Genomic DNA, 22,773 nt, shown 5'->3' with positions numbered 1-22,773 from the left:
CGTGCGACACTCCGTCCATGCTGGGTGTCACCGACCTTCCGACCTATCTCGCCGGCCTCGTGATGATCATTCTGCTCCCGGGGCCCAACTCGCTGTACGTGCTGTCCGTCGCGGCCCGGCGCGGGGTGCGCACCGGCTATGTGGCGGCCGCCGGGGTGTGGACCGGGGACGCGGTCCTGATGACGCTGTCGGCGCTGGGCGCCGCCTCGCTGCTGCAGACGACGCCGCTGCTCTTCGCCGTCGTCAAGTACGCGGGCGCCGGCTATCTGACCTGGATGGCGATCGGGATGCTGCGCGCCGCCGTGTCGATGTGGCGGGAGCGGCACCGGCGGGTGACCGAGCTGACGGAGGAAGGCGCTGCCGCTCCGGTGCCGGCGTCCCAGGAGCACCCCTACCGGCGGGCGCTGGTGGTGAGCCTGTTCAACCCGAAGGCCATCCTGTTCCTGATCTCCTTCTTCGTGCAGTTCGTCGACCCGGGATACGCCTATCCGGCCCTGTCGTTCCTGCTGCTGGGCACCCTGCTGCAGATCGGCAGCTTCCTCTACCTCTCCACGCTCATATTCGGCGGCACCCGCCTGTCCGCCGCGTTCCGCCGCCGCAGGCGGCTGTCGGCCGGCGCCACGTCGGCGGCCGGTGTGCTGTTCCTCGGTTTCGCGGCGAAGCTCTCGTTCAGCGGCGTCTGAGACTCGGGACGGTACGGCCGGGCCGGAACCGCCCAGTGGCGCAGGCCGGGCCGCCGGCGAGGGGGCCCGGGTGCGGCCCCGGCCCCGGTCACTTCCCGGCTGCCCAGAGTTCACCGTTCGTCGGGCCGGGCGACACCCGCTCCTCCACCGGGCTCATTAGCGTGTGCGGACCATGACCCGAAGGCGAGGGCCCGCGTGCCGAAACTGTCCGTTGTCGTACCGCTCCACAATGTCGCCCCCTTCGCGGACGCGACGCTGGGCAGTCTCGCCCGGAACGCGGATCCGGACATCGAGTTCCTGCTGGTCGACGACTGCTCCACGGACGACACACCGGCACTCGTCGACCGCTGGGCCGACCGGCTCCCGCAGGCCCGGGTCATCCGGCACGAGACGAACGTGGGCATCGCGGCGGCCCGCAACAGCGGCATCGACGCCGCCCGCGGTGACTTCGTCACCTTCCTGGACGGCGACGACTGGTACGCCCCGGGCCATCTGACCCGGCTGCTGCACGCCGCGCAGGAGCTCGACTGCGACTTCGCCCGCACCGACCACGTCCAGGCCACCGGCACCAGCCGTGTCGTACGGCGGGCCCCCGCCCGGCTCCGCGACACCGTCATGGACCCGCGCGAGGGCATCGCGTCACCGGAGTGGGAGACGATGGTGGACTACCCCTTCGTCTGGGCGGGCATCTACCACCGCCGGCTCTTCGAGGACGGCGGCCAGCGGTTCACGACCCGGCTGCGGACCGCCGAGGACCGGCTGTGGGTCTGGCAGCTGCACCTGAACGCCCGTACGTACGCGGCGCTGAGCCTGTACGGCATCTTCTACCGGCGGGGCGTCACCACGTCCCTCACCCAGATCAAGGACTCACGCCAACTGGACTTCTTCCCCGCGTACGACACGCTGCTCGGTCAGCTCCGTGAGGACCGCGACGCGGACATCCTCCTGCCGAAGGCCGTCCGCACCTACTGCGCGATGATCGCCTTCCACAACGAGAAGGCCGACGCGTACGAACCCGCCACGCTCCGGCGCCTGCGCCAGGAATCGACGGCCGCGCTGCACCGCATGCCGCAGCCCGTGCTCGACCGCACCCTCACGATGATGGACACCAGGCGCAGCACCCTGCTCAACCGCCTGCGTGACAAGCAGAAGGCCGCCTGACCCATGTCCACGCGCACCCAGATCTTCCAGGTATCCACCCTGTACGGGGCGGCCACACTCGCGGCGGCCCTGGACGCCGGCCAGTTCGGCCCGGGCCACGACAGTCGCCGCGTCCTGCTCGTCTCCAACAACGCGGAGATACCCGAAACCGCCCTCCGGCTCGAGGAGATGCGCGGCTACGGAGACATCGCCGCCCGCTTCGACTCCGTCGTCGACTGGAACGAGGCGATCAGCCCGCACCACCCGAGCGGCTGGGGCCCCCGCTCGGAGGAGACCGAGCTGTGGCAGCGGGCCTTCCGCCTCGCCTGGGGGATCGCCCCCGGAGAACCCGTCGACCTCGCCGTCGAGTCGATCCAGGTCAACCCGGCCCGCGCACTGGCCGCGATCTTCTCCGAGAGCGCCGTGCACGTCTACGCCGACGGCCTGATGAGCTACGGCCCGACCCGCAACAAGGTTCCGAGGTCCATCGCCTGCCGTATCCAGCGGGTCCTCCACCTGGACCTGGTGAACGGGCTGAAGCCGCTGCTGCTCGCCGAATCCGGTGTCGAACCCGAACTCGTGCCCGACGACGCCTTCCGTAAGGTGCTCGGCGAAATCGCGCGCGCCGCCGACGGCGACCGCCGGCTCGCGGCCGTCGAGGCGGAAGCGCCCACCGCCGTACTCCTGGGCCAGTACCTCGCCGCCCTGGGCATCCTGACGCCCGAGGAGGAGGAGGACCTGCACCTGCGCATGCTGAGGGGCGCGGCGCGCGCGGGCCACACCTCGATCCTCTTCAAGCCCCACCCCACCGCACCGGCCCGCTACTCCCGGGCCCTGGACGACGCCGCCGCCGCGGAGGGGGTGCGGCTGACCACGCTGGACAGCCCGCTGCTCGCCGAGACCCTCTACGAGCGGTGTGCCCCCAGCCTCGTCGTCGGCTGCTTCTCCACCGCGATGTTCACGGCCGCGGTGTACTACGGCATCCCCGTCGCCCGGGTCGGCACCCGCCTCGTCCTGGACCGCATCACCCCGTACGAGAACAGCAACCGCATCCCGCTGACCATCGTCGACCACCTCGTTCCCGATCTGGACGAGCAGGGCGGCGAGCCGGTCGGGGCGTTGCCCGCCACCGCGCCGGACACCCTGGGGCCGCTGGTCCGGACGATCGGTTACTGCATGCAGTCCGGTCTCCACCCGGCGCTCCGCCCGGAGGCCGAGGCCTGGCTCCGGGCCCACCTCGACGCCGGGACCCAGCACTACTTCAAGCGGCGCCGGCTGCAGAGGCTCACCCTCCCCGGCGGCGGCCCGCGCGGAGCCGCGGTGCGGCTCCGCCGCACCGTCCGGCGCACTCGCAGCAGCCTCGGCCTCTGACCGGGCCCCGGGGCCGCCGCCCCGGCCGGGGCGGCGGTACGCCGAGTATCGGCCGGATGCCGCCACCGGAGCGCCGGGGAGGCGCGGGAGCGCCGGCAGACACGCGAGCATGAGGGAGGCGCGGGAGCGGTGGGGGTGGCACGGGAGTGCCGGTAGGCACGGGAACGTGGGGAGGCGCGGGAGCGTGAGGGAGGCGGGGGGAGCGCCGGGCAGGCGCGAGAGCGCCGGGTAGGCACGGGAGGCGGGCAGGCATCGGAGGCCGGGTAGGCATCGGAGGCCGGGTAGGCATCGGAGGCCGGGTAGGCATCGGAGGCCGGGTAGGCATCGGAGGCCGGGTAGGCACCGGAACTCCACCTGCGCGACACCCGGGCGACGCGACTGTTCACCCGGACGAAGCCACTGTTCATCCGGGCGGAGTTCACCCCGTCGCCCGGCGTTCATAGCCTTCGAGGACCATGCCATCCTCAGCCTCCTCGCCTTCCTCCGCCGCCTCCCCGCCGCCCCCCGCCGCACCGGACGGATCAGCGATCCCCGCCCCCGCACAGCCGGCCGTCGCCGCGGAGGCGGCCCCGGCTCCACGCGAGCGCCGCGAACACCGGTACGACATCGATCTGATCCGGCTGCTCTGCTCGGTCGGTGTGATCCTCTGCCACACCGGCTCCGCCTTCGTGAACACGGCCGGCCGCGAGGCCTCGAACGGCCCCGGCACGTACTGGGCCGGCCTCGTCGCGGACTCCGCCGGCCGCTTCGCCGTCCCCCTGTTCTTCGCGATCGCCGGATGGGTGGTGCTCGTCGGCGCCCCGGTCAGGGACGGCCGGCAACTGTGGCGGCGGATCGTGCGGATCGTCGTCCCCCTCGCCGTGTGGACCGTGATCTACCTGGCGTGGGGCCGGCTGCGCGGTACCGGCGACGTCCCCGTCGGCGATCTGGCCCTCGACTCGCTGTTCGCCTCGGTGCGCCCCGCCTACCACCTCTGGTACCTGTACGCCTACATCCCCGTCATCATGCTGCTGGCCTTCGCCGCCCTGGTGAAGTCCGGCAGACGCCCCTGGGGGCTCGGCGCGGGCCTGCTCGTCCTCGGCGCGGCTCCGTCCCTCTTCGGCGACCTGTCCACCCTCACGGATCTCGATCTGCCGCGCTTCGGCTGGGGCTTCGGCCCGTACCAGCTCGTCTACGCCGTACTCGGCGCCCTGCTGCTCGCGCTGCCCGCCGGCAGGTCCGCCCGGCGCCGCCTGCTGTGGCTCCTGCCCGCCGGGGCCGCCCTGGCCGCGATCGTCGCGTACCAGCACGGGGTGCACTACACGATCCCGTACGCGAGTGTCCTGGTCGCCGCGTTCAGCGCGGGGGTGCTGCTCGCCCTGCACCGTCTGCGCGTTCCGGACCGCCTGGTCCCGGCGCTGAACCGGCTGGCGGGGGCCTCGTTCGGCGCGTACATGGTGCACGTGCTGATCCTGGGCCTCCTCACCGACGCGCTGGTCACGACGGACCTGGCCTGGCCGGCGGCCGCCGCCCTCGTGGTGGGCGTGACGGCCGCCACGACCGCGCTCTCCTTCACCGCAGCCCTGCTGTGGACCCGCCTCGGGCTGACCCGCCTGCTGGGCTGAGAGCCGTCAGCGGCGGGCCACCGCCCGGGCCCGCCGCGCCAGGCGCCGGAGTGTGGTGCTCCGGCGGACAAAGGCGAGGCGGTGGGGAACCACGCCGGGCAGCGCGAGCGACACCAGGCGGCGGCGCTTGAAGTAGCGCCAGGTACGGGCGTCCAGATGCTCCGACAGATAGCTCTCGGCGGCCGGGCGGAGGCCGGGGAGGACCCTGGGCTGCATGGCGAATCCGACCGCCGGCAGCAGGCCGCCCAGGGCCCGGGACACGTCCGCCGCCGTGGGCGTCGACCGGCCGGCGACGGCGGCCGGGTCCGCGAGGCCGGGCAGCAGGGCGTCGGCGATCGTGGCCGCGGTCCGCGCCGGGTTCTCGTACGGGGTCAGGCGCTCCAGCAGCATGCCGGTGCCCGACGTGGCGACGGGCAGCCCGTACAGGGTGGCCGCGGTGAACAGCGCGGTCGCGGAGCAGCCGACGACCAGGGCCGGGCGTATCCGCTCGTAGAGGGCCTCCGGGAGGGCGGGGCCGCCGGACGGACCGGCGTCCGGCACGGTGAGTTCGGCACCGAGCCCGGCGGCCTCGGCGGCCAGGGCCGAGGACCAGGGGACCGGTTCCTGCGCGGGCGGGAGGAACAGCAGACGGGTGTGGCCCAGGGCGACGGTCTCGCGCACCATGCGCAGATGGAGCTCCTCCTCCTCGGCCGGGGAGATCAGCCCGGCGGCGGAGAGGCCCTCGCCCAGAAGGAGCGCCGGGCCGGACGGAAGGGCCCACGGCCCGGATCCGTCCGCCAGTTCACCGAGAACCGTGCGCAGCGCCTCGGCCGGGAGCGGCTCGGGCTCCACCCCGAACTCGCGCAGCAGCAGCGGACGCAGGCCGGGCACCAGGTCGGGGAGGAGCAGCCGCCGTACCCGGGTGCCGACCAGCGGGGGGAGTCTGCCGCCGGTGGGGCCGTAGGCATCGATCCCGTCGGCGTAGACGGTGACCGGGCCGCCGGTGAGGATCTGGGCGAGAGTCAGCGCCGGGGCGGTGTGCGGCGAGGGGAGCACCAGCTCGACCTCGTCGTCCCCGAGGTGCCAGGCACGCCGCAGATGGCGTTCCCACAGGGGGACGTCGTCGGCGCGGGGCGTCCAGGCGGCCGGGTGGTGGGGGGAGACGGTGTCGTTCCAGGAGCGCACCTCGTCGAAGCGGGTGCGCAGCGCCTCGAATCCGGGCAGGGCGCCGACGGAGGGCGCGGCCTCCGGGACGGCCGCCGTGTCGCACAGCAGCAGGACCCGGCGCCCGGCGGCCGGGAAGCGGCCCGCGTCGAGCGCGGCGGCGAGTACGGCCGTGCCGTACAGGGAGGTGGCGACGTAGATCTGGGTGGTCACGCGGAAGCCGCCTCCTTCACGGCGGACGTCCGGCGGCGCAGTCTGCGCAGCAGGGTCGCCCGTCGTACGTCCATGGAATCGAGGGTGTCGTCCAGCAGGTTCTGGGGCATTTCCTGAAGGGCCGTCGCACAGAGGGACTTCAGCGTCCGCGCCAGGGACGGTTCGAATTCCTTGACGGCGCCGACATGGTGGGCGATGACCGCACAGTACGTACGCACTGCTTTCGGCAGAAGGGAATCCGCGTCCCGGTCCGCCGCCGTCTCGCCGAGAAGCTGGTTGTAGGCGCGGACGAAATCCAGCCGGCGCTCGTCGCCGATCCGGGTGAGTGACGTGGCGACTCCACGCCGGTAGAAATGGCCGAGGGTTCCCAGGACCGCGAAGGATTCCGCCTCCCGGTGCAACCGCCAGATCCAGGGCCGGTCCTCGGCGGTGCGCAGCCCGTCGGGGAAGTGGAGCAGCCCCCGCTCCAGCAGGGTGCGGTGGTAGAGCCCCGCCCAGGCGAACGCGTAGTCCACCGAGGTGGTGCGATGGGCCGGCAGGATCGCCTCCCGGGGGGAACTCACCTCCCCGCGCCTGCCGTGCGGGACGCGGCGCACCGTACGGGACCTGCCGGTGACCTGGACGTGGTCCGTGCGGACGAACTCGCAGCCCAGCGCCTGCGTCCGGGCGAGCAGCCGGGCGTAGTGGCCGGGTGCCAGCCAGTCGTCACCGTCCAGGAAGGCGATGTACTCCCCACGGGCCGCGTCCAGTCCGGTGTTGCGGGCCGTGGCCAGTCCGGCGTTGCGCTCGTGCCGGTGGACGCGCACTCCCGCGATCTCGTCCTCGGCGCGGCGCAGGAGCTCCGGCGTCCCGTCGGTCGAACAGTCGTCGACGAGAATGAACTCGAAGTCCTCGCGGGCGTTGTCACGCAGGCTTCTGAGGGTGTCGGGGGCGTATGTCTGCACGTTGTAGAACGGCACGATGACGGAGAGCTTAACCACCCGCGTCACGCTAGACGCGGTCACGGCATGTGCCTTGTCCTCCGCCCGTACGGAAAGTGAACGAGGTGCGGCGGAAAGGTGAACCGGCCCGAATTCAGGGGTGGTTCACCCGATCGAGGGGTCGATTCGCCAACCGTCGGCGGGCTGTTAACCATCTGTTGCCACCACGTTGGGCCGCGGCTCGGAAAGCCTTCCTACGTTTTACGGCGTGCCCCCTCGTACCAGTAACGCGGCTGATCCGGCCGTCACCCCAGCAGCCGACAGCACGGCTCTTCGCATAGCCGTGCTCGCCGACTCCGACACCCGGTGGAAATGGGGTGCGCTCACCGCGCGCCGCCTCGCCGGGACCGCCGGCGCGGGACCGCGGGAGCGGCCCGTCGAGATCAGCGGGCTGCTGCTGCGCGGCCGGGCCACCCCCACCCCCCGGCAGCTCGCCGAGGTGGGGGAGGTCGGCGTGGACGCCGGCCGGGTGCGGGAGGTGACCGCCGTCGAGTTCCTGCACACCGTGCGGGACGAGGGGTACGACCTCGTCGTCCTGGCCCTCGTCGGCGGCGCCGTCCAGGCGATGCTGCACGGCCTGGCCGCCCTCGCCCTGCCGCGCAGGCCCGTCGTCGTCACGGGCTACGTCGGGGTGGTCTACGAGAAGCTCGCCGACGGGCTGCTGCTGCGGCACGGCGCCGACGTCGTGCTCGCCAACTCCCGGCACGACGCGGAGCGTTTCCGCGCGGTGTACGAGGGGGTCGGCGCCGACGCGTCCGCCGTCACCGAGGCCGCCCTGCCGTTCCTCGGGGGAGAGCCGCACCGGGCGCAGGAGGGCCGTGACACCGTCGTGTTCGCCGCCCAGCCCTCCGTACCGGCGTCCCGCGCGGAGCGCACGTACCTGCTGCGCCGGCTCGTCGAGCACGCCCGGCTGCACCCCGGCCGCGAGGTACTGCTGAAGCTGCGCTCCAAGCCGGGCGAGCACACCACCCACATCGAGGAGCTCCCCTACCAGCGCCTCGCGGAGCGGATCCCGGGCGGTCTGCCGCCCAACTTCCGCCTGGTGTACGGCCACATGGGCGAGGTCCTGGACCGCACCGACCTGCTGGTCACCGTCTCCTCGACCGCCGCGCTCGAATCCCTGCACCGGCGGATCCCGACCGCGATCCTCTCCGACCTCGGCGTCCGCGAGGCCCTCGGCAACCACCACTTCATCGGTTCCGGACTCATCACGTCCTGGGACCACCTCGACGGCGGGTTCCGCCCGGAGCCCGACGAGGAGTGGCTGGCGGGCCAGGGCGTGGCCGCGGACGGCTCGTACCCCGCCGCGTACGACACCGCCCGGGCCCGGGTCGGTGACCTGCTGGCCGGCGGACCTCTCCCCGCCCTCGCCCCCTACTACACCCCCGCCACCGCCCCCGGATACCTCCCCGGCATCCTCGCCCGCCACCACCTGGGCCCCGACGGCCACCCGTTGCCGGGTGCCACCGCGCCCAAGGAGACCGGCCGGGTCAGGGGAGCGGTGCGCGAGACCGTCCGCAACGCGGCCCGCGGCGCCTACCGCCACGGCGTCCAGCGCGTCGCCCCGGTGATCCGCCGGATGGGCGAGCTGTGACCGCCCGTCCCGCCGCCGCACCCACCACTTCAGGAGCAGCCATGCCACCGACCCCCACCGTGCTCGCGGTGATCCCCGCCCGCGGCGGGTCCAAGGGCGTCCCCGCCAAGAACCTCGCCCAGGTCGGCGGCGTCCCCCTGGTCGCCCGCGCGGTCCGTGCCTGCCTGGCGTCCCCCGAGGTCACCGACGTCGTCGTCACGACCGACGACGGCGCCATCGCGGACGCGGCCAGGGCAGCGGCGGAGTCGCTCGGCGACGCGGCCCGGCTGCACTGCGTGCAGCGCCCCACGGCCATCGCGGGAGACACCGCGACCAGCGAGGCGGCCGTCCTGCACGCCCTGGACGCGTACGAGGCCCTGCCCGGCGGGCGGACGGCCGACGTGGTGCTGCTCGTCCAGTGCACCAGCCCCTTCGTCAGCCGTCAGGACATAGACGGCGTCGCCGCCGCCGTCGCCCGGGACGGCGCCGACACGGCCGTCACCGTCGCCCCCTTCCACGGCTTCGTGTGGCGCGACGGCAGCGCGGTCGAGGACGGGACGTACGGCGTCAACCACGACAAGGCCGTGCGCCCCCGCCGGCAGGACCGTCCCCAGGACTTCCTGGAGACCGGGGCCGCGTACGCCATGGACGTCCCCGGCTTCCGCACCCACCGCCACCGCTTCTTCGGCCACACCGCGCTCGTGGAGACCGACCCGGCCCGGGTGCTGGAGATCGACGACCCGCACGACCTCGCCCGCGCCCGCGCCCTCGCGCCCCTCCTCGACCCGTCCCCGCTGCCGGTCCGCGCGGACATCGACGCCGTCGTGCTCGACTTCGACGGCACCCAGACCGACGACCGCGTCCTCATCGACTCCGACGGCCGCGAGACCGTCGCCGTGCACCGCGGCGACGGCCTCGGTATCGCAGCCCTGCGCAGGGCAGGCCTTCCGCTGCTCATCCTGTCCACCGAGCAGAACCCGGTCGTCGCCGCCCGCGCCCGCAAGCTCCGGGTCCCCGTCCTGCACGGCATCGACCGCAAGGACCTGGCGCTCAAGCAGTGGTGCGAGGAGCAGTCGATCGACCCGGACCGCGTGCTCTACGTCGGCAACGACGTCAACGACCTGGCCTGCTTCGGCCTGGCGGGCTGGCCCGTCGCCGTGGCGAGCGCCCACGACTCGGTACGCGCCGCGGCGCGCGCCGTCACGACCACCCCCGGCGGCTTCGGTGCCATCCGCGAGATCGCGGCCTGGCTCCTGGGGCCCACCCTCACCACCGAAACCCCTGTCACCACCCCCACCAAGTAAGGAAGCACCACCATGAGCGGCACCTCCCGTCTGCGTACCTTCGGCTCCCGCACCGCGGGCCCCGGCCACCCCGTCTACGTGACGGGCGAGATCGGCATCAACCACAACGGTGACCTCGACAACGCCCTCGCGCTGATCGACGTGGCCGCCGAAGCCGGCTGCGACGCCGTGAAGTTCCAGAAGCGCACCCCGGAGATCTGCACCCCGCGCGACCAGTGGGACATCGAGCGCGACACGCCCTGGGGCCGGATGACGTACATCGACTACCGCCACCGCGTCGAGTTCGGCGAGGCCGAGTACCAGGCCATCTCCGAGCACTGCGCCGAGCGCGGCATCGACTGGTTCGCCTCCCCGTGGGACACCGAGGCCGTCGCCTTCCTCGAGAAGTTCGACGTCCCCGCGCACAAGGTGGCCTCCGCCTCCCTCACCGACGACGAGCTGCTGCGCGCCCTGCGCGCCACGGGCCGCACCGTCATCCTCTCCACCGGCATGTCCACCCCGCGCCAGATCCGGCACGCGGTGGAGGTCCTCGGCAGCGACAACATCCTGCTCTGCCACGCCACGTCCACGTACCCGGCGAAGGCCGAGGAGCTCAACCTGCGGGTCATCAACACCCTCCAGCAGGAGTACCCGAACGTCCCGATCGGCTACAGCGGCCACGAGACCGGCCTGCAGACCACGCTGGCCGCCGTCGCGCTCGGCGCCACGTTCGTCGAGCGCCACATCACCCTGGACCGCGCCATGTGGGGCTCCGACCAGGCCGCCTCCGTGGAGCCCCAGGGCCTCACCCGCCTGGTCCGCGACATCCGCACCATCGAGGCGTCGCTCGGCGACGGCGTGAAGAAGGTGTACGAGTCGGAGCTCGGCCCGATGAAGAAGCTCCGCCGGGTCGCGGGTGTCGTCGCCGGGAGCGACAGCGCCGCGCCCGAGCCGGTCGCGGTCTGACGGGCCGACCGGTGAACCTCGCCTTCGTCGAGAGCCCGGTCCAGCTCCTGAACGTCCTGGAGTGGACCCACACCAGGGGAGGACCCGGCACCACGGTCGTCGTCCTCCCCCCGGTCGACCCGATGTCGCGCGGCCAGCTGCGCAGGATGGCGGAGCTGGCCCGCGACGAGGGCGTCACCGTGCGCTGGCAGGAGGCGCGCGGGGAGGCCGGCGCGCCCCTGAAGGCCCTGCGCGCCTTGACCGCGCTGATCCGCAAGGCCGATCACATCCTGATCGGGGACCCCTTCTCGAGGTACGTGCAACTGCTGCTCAGCCTGGTCCGCGCCCGTCGGATCACGGTGGTCGACGACGGCACGGCCACCATGGAGTTCGTCGCCCAGCTGGCCGGCGGCGAACGGCTGGTGCGCTGGCATCGCCGGGGGAGCCGGGGCCCGCGTGAACTGCTGCTGGCCCCGGTCACCTCGGCGGCCCGCCGCAGCTTCACGCCCTCGGCGACCCGCACGGTCGAGGTGTTCACCGCGATGCCGGTGGAGGCCCCGGAGGGCGTCGAGGTCACCCCCAACACCTTCGCCTGGACCCGGGAGCGCTTCGGCCCGCCGTCCGTCACCAAGGGGGCCGACATGGTCGGTACGTCGCTGGTGGAGACGGGGGTCGTCGACCCGGCCCCGTACGAGGAAGCGGTCGCCTCCCTGGCCCGTGCCCACGGCGCCACCCGGTACTTCGCCCACCGCCGCGAATCCGCCGAGAAGCTCCACGCCCTGGAAGCCGCCACCGGCCTGGAGATCGTCCGCCCGGACCTGCCCCTGGAGCTCATCGCCCGGCGCGGCCCCATCGGCCACACGGTCCTGAGCTTCCCGTCCACGGTGGTCCACACCCTGCCGCTCGCCCTGGCGGGTACGGGGGTGAAGGTCGCGGTGTGCGACATAGCGCCTGAGTGGCTGCGCGACACGGCCTCGCCGCGCGCGCACGGCTTCCTGAGCGGGGTCACGGAAACGGCCAGGGACGCACAGCGGCTGGCCCCGTGGCGGGCGACGGCGGTCGCGGAGGGCTGATCCGCCGCGGCCGGCCTCCCGCGCGGGGGAGGCCGGGACAGGCGGGTCGGGCCGGACACCCGGGCAGCCAGGCGGCCGCCCGGGAAGGGGTCCTGCGGTGCACGGGGTCCTCGCCCGCGCGCTGCCGCACCGCTCACGTCGGCTGCGGCGGCTCCGCCCCCCGACGGCCCGCGGCGGAGGCGAAGCCCAGCCAGGTGTGCCGGTTCCCCGCCCAGCACCAGCCCACCTTGGGGGCATTGCGGCGCTCGGCGCCGTCCCGCCCGGAACCGTTGCTGATCCAGAGGGCCGGAGTGCGGGCGTCCAGTGCGCCTCCGGCCTTGTGCAGCCGGGAGCCGATCGTCATGAAGCAGTGGTTGCGCTCCAGCACGGAGGGCTGCTGCAGTACCCAGTGGATGCCCTCGGTGAGCACCACGGGGGTACGTGCCTCCGCCGCGAGGTGGGGCAGTGCCTCGTTCGGTGTCCAGCCGGCCATCCGGTCGCCGCGGTCGAGGCCGGTGACGAGGTAGAGCGGGGCGTCGGGCAGCGCGACCGTGCCGAGGGGGGTGAAAAGGTCGACGTCGGTCATGTCGGTCACCACGAAGCCCGGCTTCCCGTCGTGGCGGAGCAGCGGCGCGAGGGCGGAGGCGGGTGCCCGGTCGGGGTGCACGGCGAGCAGGGGGCTGCCGGTGCCCCCGGTGCCCCGTAAGGCCTCGGCAGCCTCGGCCGTCCCGGCGAAGGCGCGGAGCCCGGTCGCGGACAGCCCCGCGATCTCATGGACTCCCCGCTCGATCAGCCGCTCGGCCTGGACGGTCAGGGGCGGCAGGGCGGGGAGAGCGGTGGGGGTGGCGCGCTTGAGGTCGGGCACGATGCTCCCAGGGGTAGCGAGGCGAACGGCTCAAGGACCAACGCCCCCGCCGCCCGCCGAGTGCCCGCGCCCCGGATGAATTCAGGCCATGGTGAGGCAGGGGCCGCGACGGCCACCACGCCCGCGGGCGCCCCGCAGCCCCACGACGGTCCAGGGGCAAAGAGTGGAGGAAAAGGCCGGAGCATACCCAGTCCCCTCGGCCGTCACACGCCGCGACGCCGCTTTCTGTTCCGCTGAGCGGCTGAAGTTTTGTTGATCTGTGGTCAGTTGGGGGGCGAAGGGGCCTACCCTTCACTGGGTGAACCACGTGAAGTCCCGCACCCCCCACGCCGAGGCCGCCATGCCCGGCATCCTCTCCGACGAGCTCCGTGCCGAGCTGATCGCCTTCCGGCGTGACCTGCACATGCATCCCGAGCTCGGCAACCAGGAGTTCCGCACCACCGCCGCCATCAAGGCGAGACTGGAGAAGGCGGGCCTGGCGCCGGAGGTGCTTCCCGGAGGCACCGGCCTCATCTGTGACGTGGGGGAATGGGACGGCGTCACGCCCATGCTGGCGCTGCGCGCGGACATCGACGCGCTGCCGATCCCGGACACCAAGGCCGGGGTCTCCTACCGGTCCACCGTGCCCGACCGCGCGCACGCCTGCGGGCACGACGTCCACACCGTCTGCGTGCTGGGCGCCGGGCTGGTGCTCGGCGAGCTCGAACGGCAGGGGCGGTTGCCGCACGCGGTGCGGCTGCTCTTCCAGCCGGCCGAGGAGGTGCTGCCCGGCGGAGCGGCCGACGCGATCGACGCCGGGGTGCTCAAGGGCGTCGGGCGGATCATCGGGGTGCACTGCGACCCGAAGGTGGACGTGGGGAAGATCGGGCTGCGGATCGGCGCGATCACCTCCGCCTGCGACCGTCTGGAGATCTCCCTCGACGGCCCCGGCGGGCACACGGCCCGCCCGCACCTGACCACCGACCTGGTCACCGCCGCGGCCCGGGTGGCGCTGGACGTGCCCGCCCTGCTGGCGCGGCGCGTGGACGCCCGGTCCGGGCTCGCCGTCACCTGGGGCCGGCTGGTGACCGGGCACGCGCCCAACGTCGTCCCGCAGCACGCCGAGCTGTCCGGAACGGTCCGCTGCCTCGATCTGGAGACCTGGCGGCAGGCACCCGACATGGTCCACGCGGCGGTCGACGAAGTGGCCGGAATGCACCGGGCCAAGACGGTGATCGACTACGTCCGGGGCGTGCCGCCCGTCGTGAACGACGCGGAGTCCATCGGCCTGCTCGACGCCGCGATGACGCTGCGCCGCGGATCGTATGCGATCGAGGACACCGAGCAGAGCCTCGGCGGAGAGGACTTCTCCTGGTACCTGGAGCACGTGCCGGGAGCCATGGCCAGGCTCGGCGTGCGTACGCCGGGGGACACCCGCGGTCTGGACCTGCACCGCGGGAACTTCGACGTGGACGAGGAGGCGATCACCGTGGGGGTCGAGCTCTTCACCGCCTCTGCGTTGCTCGACGGCAACCGTTCGTAACCGGACAGGACACCTGCTGTTCGCGACGATCCGATAACGGCTTCCGTACAGGTCCTTATCTGACATCTACGCGCGTTACGATCGCGGCGAAACCAGCGCCGGAAGAGGCGCTTCGGTCAGGTTTGAAGGAGCCTTCCCTTGCGCCGGATCACCAGGATTGCCACCGTGGGCGTCATGTCCGCGGCACTCGCGCTGAGCGTATCGGCGTGTGGCGAGTCGTCCTCCTCGTCCACCAGCACCACCGACTCGAAGGCCGACAAGACGGCCATCGCCTACGACATCGGCGGCCGTGGCGACCAGTCGTTCAACGACGCCGCCTACGCGGGCCTGGCACGGGCCCAGAAGGACCTCGGCGTCAAGGGCACCGAGGCCGAGCCCTCCGAGGGTGAGTCGGACGCGGACAAGGTCCAGCGCCTCACCTCGCTGGCCCGCGCCGGCAACAACCCGGTGATCGGTGTCGGCTTCGCCTACGCCCCCGCCATAAAGAAGGTCGCCCCGAAGTTCCCGAAGACCACCTTCGGCATCATCGACGACGCCTCGGTGACCGGCGCCAACATCGCCAACATCGTCTTCAACGAGGAGCAGGGCTCCTACCTCGCGGGCGTCGCCGCCGCCAAGGTCACCAAGACCAAGACGGTCGGCTTCATCGGTGGTGTCGAGACCCCGCTGATCAAGAAGTTCCAGGCCGGCTTCCAGCAGGGCGTCAAGGACACCGACCCCTCGGTGAAGGTGCTCCCGCAGTACCTGACCCAGCCGCCGAACTTCGACGGCTTCTCCAAGCCGGACCTCGGCAAGGCCGCCGCCCAGGGCCAGCTCGACAAGGGTGCCGACGTGGTCTACTCGGCGGCCGGTCTGGCCGGTTCCGGTGCCATCGAGGCCGTCTCCAAGGCCGGCAAGTGGAACATCGGCGTCGACTCCGACCAGTACCAGCAGGAAGGGCTCGCCGCCTACAAGGAGTCCATCCTGACCTCGGTCACCAAGGACGTCGAGGACTCCGTCCTCAACCTGATCAAGTCCGTCCAGGACGGCAAGCCGCAGTCCGGTGAGGTCCGCTACGGCCTCGCCAAGGACGGCGTCGGCCTGGCCATGTCGAACCCGGCCTTCACCAAGATGACGGACGTCATCGCCGCCGTGGACAAGGCGAAGAAGGAAATCGTCGACGGCACGATCACGGTCAAGACCACCCCGTAACGACCCAGGTCGTCACACCGGTCACCCGTGGGCCCGGAGCGCGCACCACGCCGCTCCGGGCCCACGGGTCCCCGCCGCCGGAAAGCCCGCGGCGTCGCGGGGCCCGCGTACCCGTCGCGGAAAACCCGAAGTACAACGCGCAAGAAGAACCCCGGAGAAGATCCGCCCGTCGCAGTGTCCTGCTCGTACGGGACCCGGACCACGTGTCCGGTCCGTGCTCGGTGCCCACGTTTTACGATTCGGCAGCGCTACGCGTGTAGACAGCCCGAGGCGCGATAACTTCACCCCCGCCCCTCTGCCCCTGTGCCCCCGCTCCTGTCCGGCCAAGGAGAGTGCGTCATCAACGCGTCCAGCAGTCCCCCTGCCGTAGAACTGCACGGCATCACCAAGCGCTTCCCCGGTGTCGTCGCCAACCACGACATCAGCATCACCGTCCGCAAGGGCACCGTCCACGCCCTCGTCGGTGAGAACGGCGCCGGCAAGTCCACCCTGATGAAGATCCTCTACGGCATGCAGAAGCCGGACGAGGGGACCATCGCCGTGGACGGCGAGGAGGTGTCGTTCGCCAACCCGGGCGACGCCATCGCGCGCGGCATCGGCATGGTGCACCAGCACTTCATGCTCGCCGACAACTTCACCGTGCTGGAGAACGTCGTCCTCGGCGGTGAGAAGCTGCACGGCATCGGCTCCGCCGCCCGTAGGAAGATCATGGAGATCTCCGACGCGTACGGGCTGGGCGTCAGGCCCGACGCCCTCGTCGAGGACCTCGGGGTCGCCGACCGCCAGCGCGTGGAGATCCTCAAGGTCCTCTACCGCGGCGCCCGTATCCTCATCCTGGACGAGCCGACCGCCGTGCTCGTCCCGCAGGAGGTCGACGCGCTCTTCGCGAACCTCCGCGAGCTCAAGGCCGAGGGGCTCACCGTCATCTTCATCTCGCACAAGCTCGGCGAGGTCCTCTCCGTCGCCGACGAGATCACGGTGATCCGCCGGGGTACGACGGTGGGCACCGCCGACCCCGCGAACACCACGACCAAGCAGCTCGCCGAGCTGATGGTCGGCAGCGAACTGCCCTCGCCCGAGACGCGTGAGTCCACGGTGACGGATGTGCCGATGCTCCGCGTCGAGGGCCTCTCCCTCGGTGCGACGGACCCGGACGGGGTCGTCCGTGACGTCCTGTCCGACGTCGGCTTCACGATCCACAAGGGCGAGGTCCTCGGGATCGCGGGCGTCGAGGGCAACGGCCAGACCGAGCTGATCGAGGCGCTCGTCGGGATGCGGACCCCGGACAGCGGGGTCATCACCCTGGACGCCGACGACATCTCCCGCGTCCCCACCCGCAAGCGGCGCGAGAGCGGCATCGGGTACATCCCCGAGGACCGCCACCGCCACGGTGTGCTGCTGGACGCCCCGCTCTGGGAGAACCGCATCCTCGGCCACGTCACCGAGAAGCCCAACAGCCGCGGTTTCCTGCTGGACCCGAAGGCGGCGCGCACCGACACCGAGCGCATCGTCCGCGAGTACGACGTCCGCACCCCCGGCATCGAGGTCACCGCCGGCTCCCTGTCCGGCGGCAACCAGCAGAAGCTGATCGTCGGCCGCGAGATGAGCCACGCTCCCAAGCTCCTGATCGCCGCCCACCCCACGCGCGGCGTGGACGTCGGCGCCCAGGCTCAGATCTGGGACCAGATCCGTGAGGCGCGCCGCGAAGGGCTCGCCGTCCTGCTCATCTCCGCGGACCTGGACGAGCTCATCGGGCTCTCCGACACCCTGCGCGTCATGTACCGGGGCCGGCTCGTCGCGGACGCCGACCCCGCCACCATCACCCCCGAGGAACTGGGCTCGGCCATGACCGGCGCCGCCGCCGGTCACCTCGAAGCAGCACCGGAGGACGAGGCCTGATGAAGAAATTCGACAAGGACCGGATCGTCCTGGGATTCGCCGGTCCGGTACTGGCCCTGGTGGTGGCCTTCGCGCTCACCACCGTCGTCCTGCTCATCTCGAACCGCGATCCGTTCGAGCTGTACCGGCTGCTGTTCGAGCAGGCCTCGTACTCCGACGTGCAGGTGCTGATCGTCAACCAGGCCGGTACGTACTACCTCGCGGCGCTCGCGGTCGCCATCGGCTTCCGGATGAACCTCTTCAACATCGGCGTCGACGGGCAGTACCGTCTCGCCGCGATGATGGCCGCCCTGGTCGGGGCGAGCGTGGACCTTCCCGGCCCGCTGCAGATCTTCCTCATCGTGATCGTCGCGATGCTGGTGGGCGCCTTCTGGGCGGGTATCGCCGGGTTCCTGAAGACGACCCGCGGAGTGAGCGAGGTCGTCGCGACGATCATGCTCAACTCCATCGCCACCTCGCTGATCGCCTGGCTGATCCTGCCGAAGAACTTCGGCGAGCAGGCGGCCGGCTCCAACAACCTGACGACGGGCGACATCCCGGAGTCCGGCTGGTTCCCGGGACTCTCCCTGGGCGCCGAAGCCGGTGAGATCTACGGGTTCACCTTCGTCGCCGCGGGCTGCGGCCTCGTCTACTGGTTCGTCCTGAACCGCACCCGCTTCGGCTTCGACCTGCGGGCCACGGGCGCCAGCGAGAGCGCCGCCCAGGCCTCCGGCGTGGACGCCAAGAAGATGATCCTCACCTCGATGCTGATCTCCGGCGCCGTCGCGGGTCTGGCCGGGATGCCCACGCTGCTGGGCGACACCCACACCTACAGCCTCGACTTCCCGGTCGGCATCGGCTTCACCGGCATCACCATCGCGCTGCTCGGCCGCAACCACCCCGTGGGCATCGCCCTCAGCGCCCTGCTGATCGCCTTCCTGGACAAGGCCTCCTCGTCGCTCGACCAGTTCGGGTTCGAGAAGGAGATCGCCACGATCATGCAGGGCCTGATCGTGATCTCCGTCGTCATCAGCTACGAACTGGTCCGGCGTTACGGGACCCGCCGTCAGCAGCAGAAGGTCGGCGAGGAGCTCGCTGCCGGCCACGCCCTCACGACCGAGAAGGAGGCGGCCCTGTGAGCACCAGCGATGTCTCCGCCGCACGTGTCGCCCCCCGGAAGGGCGGCGGCCGACGCAAGCTCTCCCTGCCCGTCGTCCTCCTGGTCATCGCCGGGGCGCTGGCCCTCGTCTCGCTGGTCCGCCTGATCAGCGGGGCGAACGATGTGACGTCCGTGGGTCAGGTGCGCGGCGCCCTGGAACTCGCCGTGCCGATCGGCCTGGCCGGCCTCGGCGGCCTCTGGGCCGAGCGGGCCGGGGTCGTCAACATCGGGCTCGAGGGCATGATGATCCTCGGCACCTGGTTCGGCGCCTGGGCGGGCTTCCAGTGGGGCCCCTGGATGGGTGTCCTGTTCGGGATCATCGGTGGTGCGCTCGGCGGACTGCTGCACGCGGTCATCACCGTCACGTTCGGGGTGAACCACATCGTCTCCGGTGTGGCGATCAACATCCTCGCCGTCGGCGTCACCCGTTACCTGTCCAACTTCACGTTCGCCGAGGAGCCCGGCGGTTCCTCCAAGCAGTCACCGCGCCTGGAGGAGATCGACAAGATCACCGTTCCCGGGCTGTCGGACTGGATGCAGGACCTCCAGCAGCACCACTGGTTCTTCGTCTCCGACCTCGCCGGCATCATCGGCGGCCTGGTCACCGGACTGTCCCTGCTGACCGTGGTCGCCCTGCTGCTGATCCCGGTCACCTGGTGGGTGCTGTGGCGGACGGCGTTCGGTCTGCGCCTGCGCTCCTGCGGTGAGAGCCCGGTGGCCGCGGAGACGCTCGGCGTCAACGTCTACAAGTACAAGTACATCGCCGTCACGATCTCCGGCGGCCTGGCCGGGCTCGGCGGTGCCTTCCTCGCCCTCGTCGCCACCAGCATCTACCAGGAGGGCCAGACCGGCGGCCGCGGTTACATCGGCCTCGCCGCGATGATCTTCGGTAACTGGATGCCGGGCGGCATGGCGCTGGGCGCCGGGCTCTTCGGCTTCACCGACAGCCTCAAGCTGCGCGGCGGCGCCGACAACGTCCACGCGATGCTGCTGCTCCTGGCGATCCTGCTGGTGATCGTGGTGTTCTGGCAGCTGTACCGGAAGAAGTACGTGGCGGCGGTGGTCTCGGCGGCCGTCTCGGCGCTGCTGTTCACCTGGTACGCGCTGACCGACCAGGTTCCGAGCCAGTTCGTGGACGCCGCCCCGTACGTCACGACGCTGCTGGTGCTCGCACTGTCGGCGCAGCGGCTGCGGATGCCCAAGGCGGACGGCATGCCGTACCGCAAGGGCGAGGGCAAGTGACGCCCCCGCCCGCGGGTCCGCCCGCGCCCGTGGACTGGGACGCCCTGCGGGAGACCGCCCGGGAGGCCATGTCCCGGGCGTACGCCCCCTACTCGGGCTACCCCGTCGGGGCGGCCGCCCTGGTCGACGACGGGCGCACCGTCGCGGGCTGCAACGTCGAGAACGCCTCGTACGGCATCGGCCTGTGCGCCGAGTGCGGCCTGGTCTCCCAGCTGGCCGCCACGGGCGGAGGCCGGCTGACGCACTTCACCTGCGTGGACGGCGCCGGCGCGGTGCTCGTGCCGTGCGGCCGGTGCCGGCAGCTGCTGTACGAGTTCGGGGGGCCGGGGCTCGTCCTGGAGACCCCGGACGGTCTGCGTACGCTCGACGAGATGCTGCCGCAGGCGTTCGGGCCGCAGCACCTCGGATAGGAACGACCGCCGTGGCCCTCCCGACGACCGGGAGGGCCACGCCCGTATCTCCCCTCTATGCGCGTAGAGTCAGTGAGGACTCTGCGTAGCGCACCCCTGCCGGAAGGACACCCAGGACCATGGACGCCATTTCCGTCATCCGCACCAAGCGGGACCGCGGCGAGCTCAGCCCCGAGCAGATCGACTGGGTCATCGACGCGTACACCCGCGGCGAGGTCGCCGACGAGCAGATGTCCGCGCTGGCCATGGCGATCCTGCTCAACGGCATGAACCGCACCGAGATCGCCCGCTGGACCGCCGCCATGATCGCCTCCGGTGAGCGGATGGACTTCCACACCCTCTCGCGTCCCACCACCGACAAGCACTCCACCGGTGGCGTCGGCGACAAGATCACCCTTCCGCTCGCCCCGCTCGTCGCCGCCTGCGGCGCGGCCGTGCCGCAGCTCAGCGGCCGGGGCCTCGGTCACACCGGCGGCACCCTCGACAAGCTGGAGTCCGTCCCCGGCTGGCGCGCCCACCTCTCCAACGCCGAGATGCTGGACGTGCTGGACACCACCGGCGCCGTGATCTGCGCGGCGGGCGACGGACTGGCCCCCGCGGACAAGAAGCTGTACGCGCTGCGCGACGTCACCGGCACCGTCGAGGCGATCCCGCTCATCGCCAGCTCGATCATGTCCAAGAAGATCGCCGAGGGCACCGGTGCGCTCGTCCTGGACGTCAAGGTCGGCTCCGGCGCCTTCATGAAGACCATCGAGGACGCCCGCGAACTGGCCTCCACCATGGTCGCCCTGGGTACCGACAGCGGCGTGCGCACCGTGGCGCTGCTCACCGACATGGCGACGCCGCTCGGTCTGACCGCGGGCAACGCCCTGGAGGTACGCGAGTCCGTCGAGGTCCTCGCCGGCGGCGGCCCGAAGGACGTCGTCGACCTGACCCTGGCGCTCGCCCGCGAGATGCTCGACGCCGCCGGGCTCAAGGACGCCGACCCGGAGAAGGCCCTCGCCGACGGCTCCGCCATGGACGTGTGGCGCCGCATGATCTCCGCCCAGGGCGGCGACCCGGACGCCGAGCTGCCCGTCGCCCGCGAACAGCACGTGGTCACGGCCCCGTCGTCCGGCGTCCTGACGCGCCTGGACGCCTACGACGTCGGTGTCGCCGCCTGGCGTCTCGGCGCCGGCCGCGCGCGCAAGGAGGACCCGGTGCAGGCCGGTGCCGGAGTGGAACTGCACGCCAAGCCGGGCGACGTCGTGACGGAGGGGCAGCCGCTCCTCACCCTGCACACGGACACCCCCGAGAAGTTCGGGTACGCGCTGGAGGCGCTGCCCGGCTCGTACGACATCGCCCCGGCCGGCACGCCGTTCACCGCCACGCCGGTCGTGCGGGAACGTATCGCCTGACCTGCGCTTTTCTCTTTCGGGTGAACGGGACCGGTGGACCACCGCCGGTCCCGTTCGGCATGCTGGGATCGGTGACGCACCGATAAGAGGAGACCGCCATGAGCGCACTCACCGTCGATCCCGTGCCGGGCTACGGCCAGGACTGGGACGACCTCGTCCGGATCTGGGAGGAGACGGACGCACCCGAGGGCTGCAAGGTGGAGATCATCGAGGGGATCGTCACCGTGTCGCCACCGCCGTCCAAGGACCACAACACCACCGCGGAGCTGCTCCAGCGCAGGCTCTACTCCGTGATTCCGGAGGACTGGGGGATCTATCAGACGCTCGGGGTGTCCGTGCCGGGGCGGGCCGGGCTGTACATCCCCGATCTCGTCGTCGTGCCGCGCGCCGTGGTCGGCGGCCCCGGCAACCGCGTACCGGCGGAAGAGGCCCGGCTCGTCGTCGAGATCACCTCACCGGCCAACGCCAACCACGACCGCATCGGCAAGGCGCACGGATATGCCAAGGCCGGTGTCGCGCTGTTCCTGCTCCTCGACCCGTGGCACACCGGCCGCCCGACCGCCACCCTGTACGGGGAGCCGAGCGACGGCACCTACCGGGTCCTGGAAGCGGTGGAGTACGGCGAGACGCTGACGCTCCCGAAGCCGTTCGGGCTGGAGCTGGACACGGGGAACCTCCCGGCGGGCTGAGACAGCCCCGCCGGGCCGATGAGTTCCGGGCACCCCGCCGGTCCATGTGGTGTGAACGCCACTCCGAGCGCCCTCGTCCTCACCGGCCGTGTCACCCGGGCCGACGTACCGGGGCTCTGCGCCGAGCTGGAGGCCCTCCTGGACGGTGCGCCGGAGACCGTCCTGGTGGAGTGCGACCTGGGTGGGGTGGTGCGTCCTGACCTGGCCCTGGTCGAGGCGGTGGCCAGGCTGGGACTCGTCGCGCGCCGCGCCGGGGGCGTGGAGCTGCGGCTGTGCAACGTACCGGCCGGATGCCGGGCGCTGCTCGACCTGGTGGGCCTGGCCCACGGGGTGGCCGACGTACGGCCTCCCGAGTGACCGGGCGTCCAGGCCGTGTTGCGAAAGTCCCGTCTGCCCGGCGGCGCCTGGCACGCGCACTCGCCGCGTGGTCGGT

General features: G+C 72.0%; 20 protein-coding genes. 17 read left to right on the top strand and 3 right to left on the bottom strand.

Features of this window, described 5'->3' with window-relative positions:
• Positions 1–17 precede the first annotated feature (17 nt).
• The 4 genes from leuE to BA175_RS10555 all read left to right on the top strand — a co-directional run bounded on the left by leuE (position 18) and on the right by BA175_RS10555 (position 4,798).
• The gene (gene leuE / locus BA175_RS10570) at positions 18–683 is read left to right on the top strand and encodes a leucine efflux protein LeuE (RefSeq protein WP_069171049.1); all 666 of its coding nucleotides are present in this window, start codon (positions 18–20) and stop codon (positions 681–683) included.
• Between the two features lie 195 nt (positions 684–878).
• Entirely contained in the window at positions 879–1,844 is a 966-nt protein-coding gene (locus BA175_RS10565) for a glycosyltransferase family 2 protein (protein WP_069171048.1), read from the top strand.
• A gap of 3 nt (positions 1,845–1,847) precedes the next feature.
• The gene (locus BA175_RS10560) at positions 1,848–3,194 is read left to right on the top strand and encodes a polysialyltransferase family glycosyltransferase (RefSeq protein ID WP_069171047.1); all 1,347 of its coding nucleotides are present in this window, start codon (positions 1,848–1,850) and stop codon (positions 3,192–3,194) included.
• Between the two features lie 455 nt (positions 3,195–3,649).
• The gene (locus tag BA175_RS10555) at positions 3,650–4,798 is read left to right on the top strand and encodes an acyltransferase (RefSeq protein WP_079159493.1); all 1,149 of its coding nucleotides are present in this window, start codon (positions 3,650–3,652) and stop codon (positions 4,796–4,798) included.
• A gap of 6 nt (positions 4,799–4,804) precedes the next feature.
• Here the strand turns inward: BA175_RS10555 and BA175_RS10550 are convergent, their stop codons facing one another.
• Together BA175_RS10550 and BA175_RS10545 are read right to left on the bottom strand one after the other, a co-directional pair.
• Positions 4,805–6,154, bottom strand: a complete 1,350-nt coding sequence (locus tag BA175_RS10550) for a polysialyltransferase family glycosyltransferase (RefSeq protein ID WP_069171046.1) — start codon at positions 6,152–6,154, stop codon at positions 4,805–4,807.
• Positions 6,151–7,134, bottom strand: coding sequence for a glycosyltransferase family 2 protein (locus tag BA175_RS10545; protein ID WP_069172044.1), 984 nt, complete (start codon positions 7,132–7,134; stop codon positions 6,151–6,153). Before BA175_RS10545 ends, BA175_RS10550 begins: the two co-directional genes overlap by 4 nt.
• Before the next feature lie 208 nt (positions 7,135–7,342).
• On the opposite strand from BA175_RS10545, the gene BA175_RS10540 reads away from it, so the two are divergent.
• From BA175_RS10540 to BA175_RS10525, 4 genes are read left to right on the top strand one after another with little or no spacing between them, the layout of a single operon-like run.
• Positions 7,343–8,728 carry a DUF6716 putative glycosyltransferase gene (locus BA175_RS10540; RefSeq protein ID WP_069171045.1) on the top strand — a complete coding sequence of 462 codons (1,386 nt, stop codon included), beginning with the start codon at positions 7,343–7,345 and terminating at the stop codon, positions 8,726–8,728.
• Positions 8,729–8,769: 41 nt separating this feature from the next.
• Positions 8,770–10,011 (top strand): acylneuraminate cytidylyltransferase, encoded by a 1,242-nt coding sequence (locus BA175_RS10535; protein ID WP_069171044.1) that lies wholly within the window; start codon positions 8,770–8,772, stop codon positions 10,009–10,011.
• 12 nt (positions 10,012–10,023) lie between these two features.
• Positions 10,024–10,956, top strand: a complete 933-nt coding sequence (locus BA175_RS10530; RefSeq protein WP_069171043.1) for an N-acetylneuraminate synthase family protein — start codon at positions 10,024–10,026, stop codon at positions 10,954–10,956.
• A gap of 11 nt (positions 10,957–10,967) precedes the next feature.
• Positions 10,968–12,008, top strand: a complete 1,041-nt coding sequence (locus tag BA175_RS10525) for a hypothetical protein (protein WP_069171042.1) — start codon at positions 10,968–10,970, stop codon at positions 12,006–12,008.
• Positions 12,009–12,141: 133 nt separating this feature from the next.
• Here the strand turns inward: BA175_RS10525 and BA175_RS10520 are convergent, their stop codons facing one another.
• The gene (locus BA175_RS10520) at positions 12,142–12,852 is read right to left on the bottom strand and encodes a DUF5701 family protein (protein ID WP_069171041.1); all 711 of its coding nucleotides are present in this window, start codon (positions 12,850–12,852) and stop codon (positions 12,142–12,144) included.
• 307 nt (positions 12,853–13,159) lie between these two features.
• Between BA175_RS10520 and BA175_RS10515 the strand changes: the two genes are divergently transcribed.
• The 9 genes from BA175_RS10515 (at position 13,160) to BA175_RS10475 (ending at position 22,697) form a co-directional block, all read left to right on the top strand.
• Positions 13,160–14,374: a M20 family metallopeptidase gene (locus tag BA175_RS10515; RefSeq protein WP_069172043.1), complete on the top strand. Its 1,215-nt coding sequence runs from the start codon at positions 13,160–13,162 to the stop codon at positions 14,372–14,374.
• Between the two features lie 138 nt (positions 14,375–14,512).
• Positions 14,513–15,565 (top strand): BMP family lipoprotein, encoded by a 1,053-nt coding sequence (locus tag BA175_RS10510; RefSeq protein WP_069171040.1) that lies wholly within the window; start codon positions 14,513–14,515, stop codon positions 15,563–15,565.
• A 315-nt stretch (positions 15,566–15,880) separates the two neighbouring features.
• Positions 15,881–17,464 (top strand): ABC transporter ATP-binding protein, encoded by a 1,584-nt coding sequence (locus tag BA175_RS10505; RefSeq protein WP_069172042.1) that lies wholly within the window; start codon positions 15,881–15,883, stop codon positions 17,462–17,464.
• The gene (locus tag BA175_RS10500; RefSeq protein WP_069171039.1) at positions 17,464–18,582 is read left to right on the top strand and encodes an ABC transporter permease; all 1,119 of its coding nucleotides are present in this window, start codon (positions 17,464–17,466) and stop codon (positions 18,580–18,582) included. The genes BA175_RS10505 and BA175_RS10500 overlap by 1 nt, the downstream gene beginning before the upstream one ends.
• The gene (locus tag BA175_RS10495; RefSeq protein ID WP_069171038.1) at positions 18,579–19,844 is read left to right on the top strand and encodes an ABC transporter permease; all 1,266 of its coding nucleotides are present in this window, start codon (positions 18,579–18,581) and stop codon (positions 19,842–19,844) included. The genes BA175_RS10500 and BA175_RS10495 overlap by 4 nt, the downstream gene beginning before the upstream one ends.
• Positions 19,841–20,254, top strand: coding sequence for a cytidine deaminase (locus BA175_RS10490; protein WP_069171037.1), 414 nt, complete (start codon positions 19,841–19,843; stop codon positions 20,252–20,254). Before BA175_RS10495 ends, BA175_RS10490 begins: the two co-directional genes overlap by 4 nt.
• A 119-nt stretch (positions 20,255–20,373) precedes the next feature.
• On the top strand, positions 20,374–21,651 hold the full coding sequence (locus BA175_RS10485; RefSeq protein ID WP_069171036.1) for a thymidine phosphorylase: 1,278 nt from the start codon (positions 20,374–20,376) through the stop codon (positions 21,649–21,651).
• Positions 21,652–21,749: 98 nt separating this feature from the next.
• A complete protein-coding gene (locus tag BA175_RS10480) occupies positions 21,750–22,340 on the top strand; it encodes a Uma2 family endonuclease (protein ID WP_069171035.1) in 591 nt (196 codons plus the stop codon).
• An 18-nt stretch (positions 22,341–22,358) separates the two neighbouring features.
• On the top strand, positions 22,359–22,697 hold the full coding sequence (locus BA175_RS10475; RefSeq protein WP_069171034.1) for an STAS domain-containing protein: 339 nt from the start codon (positions 22,359–22,361) through the stop codon (positions 22,695–22,697).
• Positions 22,698–22,773 lie beyond the last annotated feature (76 nt).

The sequence above is a fragment of the Streptomyces griseus genome (assembly GCF_001715295.1).
Classification (GTDB): domain Bacteria; phylum Actinomycetota; class Actinomycetes; order Streptomycetales; family Streptomycetaceae; genus Streptomyces; species Streptomyces griseus_G.
This window is presented reverse-complemented; position numbering and strand designations above follow the sequence as displayed.

Coding starts and splice junctions, on each gene's coding strand:
- BA175_RS10480 (WP_069171035.1), top strand. CDS start 21,750: ATGAGCGCACTCACCGTCGATCCCGTGCCGGGCTACGGCCAGGACTGG.
- BA175_RS10500 (WP_069171039.1), top strand. CDS start 17,464: ATGAAGAAATTCGACAAGGACCGGATCGTCCTGGGATTCGCCGGTCCG.
- leuE (WP_069171049.1), top strand. CDS start 18: ATGCTGGGTGTCACCGACCTTCCGACCTATCTCGCCGGCCTCGTGATG.
- BA175_RS10535 (WP_069171044.1), top strand. CDS start 8,770: ATGCCACCGACCCCCACCGTGCTCGCGGTGATCCCCGCCCGCGGCGGG.
- BA175_RS10485 (WP_069171036.1), top strand. CDS start 20,374: ATGGACGCCATTTCCGTCATCCGCACCAAGCGGGACCGCGGCGAGCTC.
- BA175_RS10530 (WP_069171043.1), top strand. CDS start 10,024: ATGAGCGGCACCTCCCGTCTGCGTACCTTCGGCTCCCGCACCGCGGGC.
- BA175_RS10475 (WP_069171034.1), top strand. CDS start 22,359: ATGAGTTCCGGGCACCCCGCCGGTCCATGTGGTGTGAACGCCACTCCG.
- BA175_RS10560 (WP_069171047.1), top strand. CDS start 1,848: ATGTCCACGCGCACCCAGATCTTCCAGGTATCCACCCTGTACGGGGCG.
- BA175_RS10555 (WP_079159493.1), top strand. CDS start 3,650: ATGCCATCCTCAGCCTCCTCGCCTTCCTCCGCCGCCTCCCCGCCGCCC.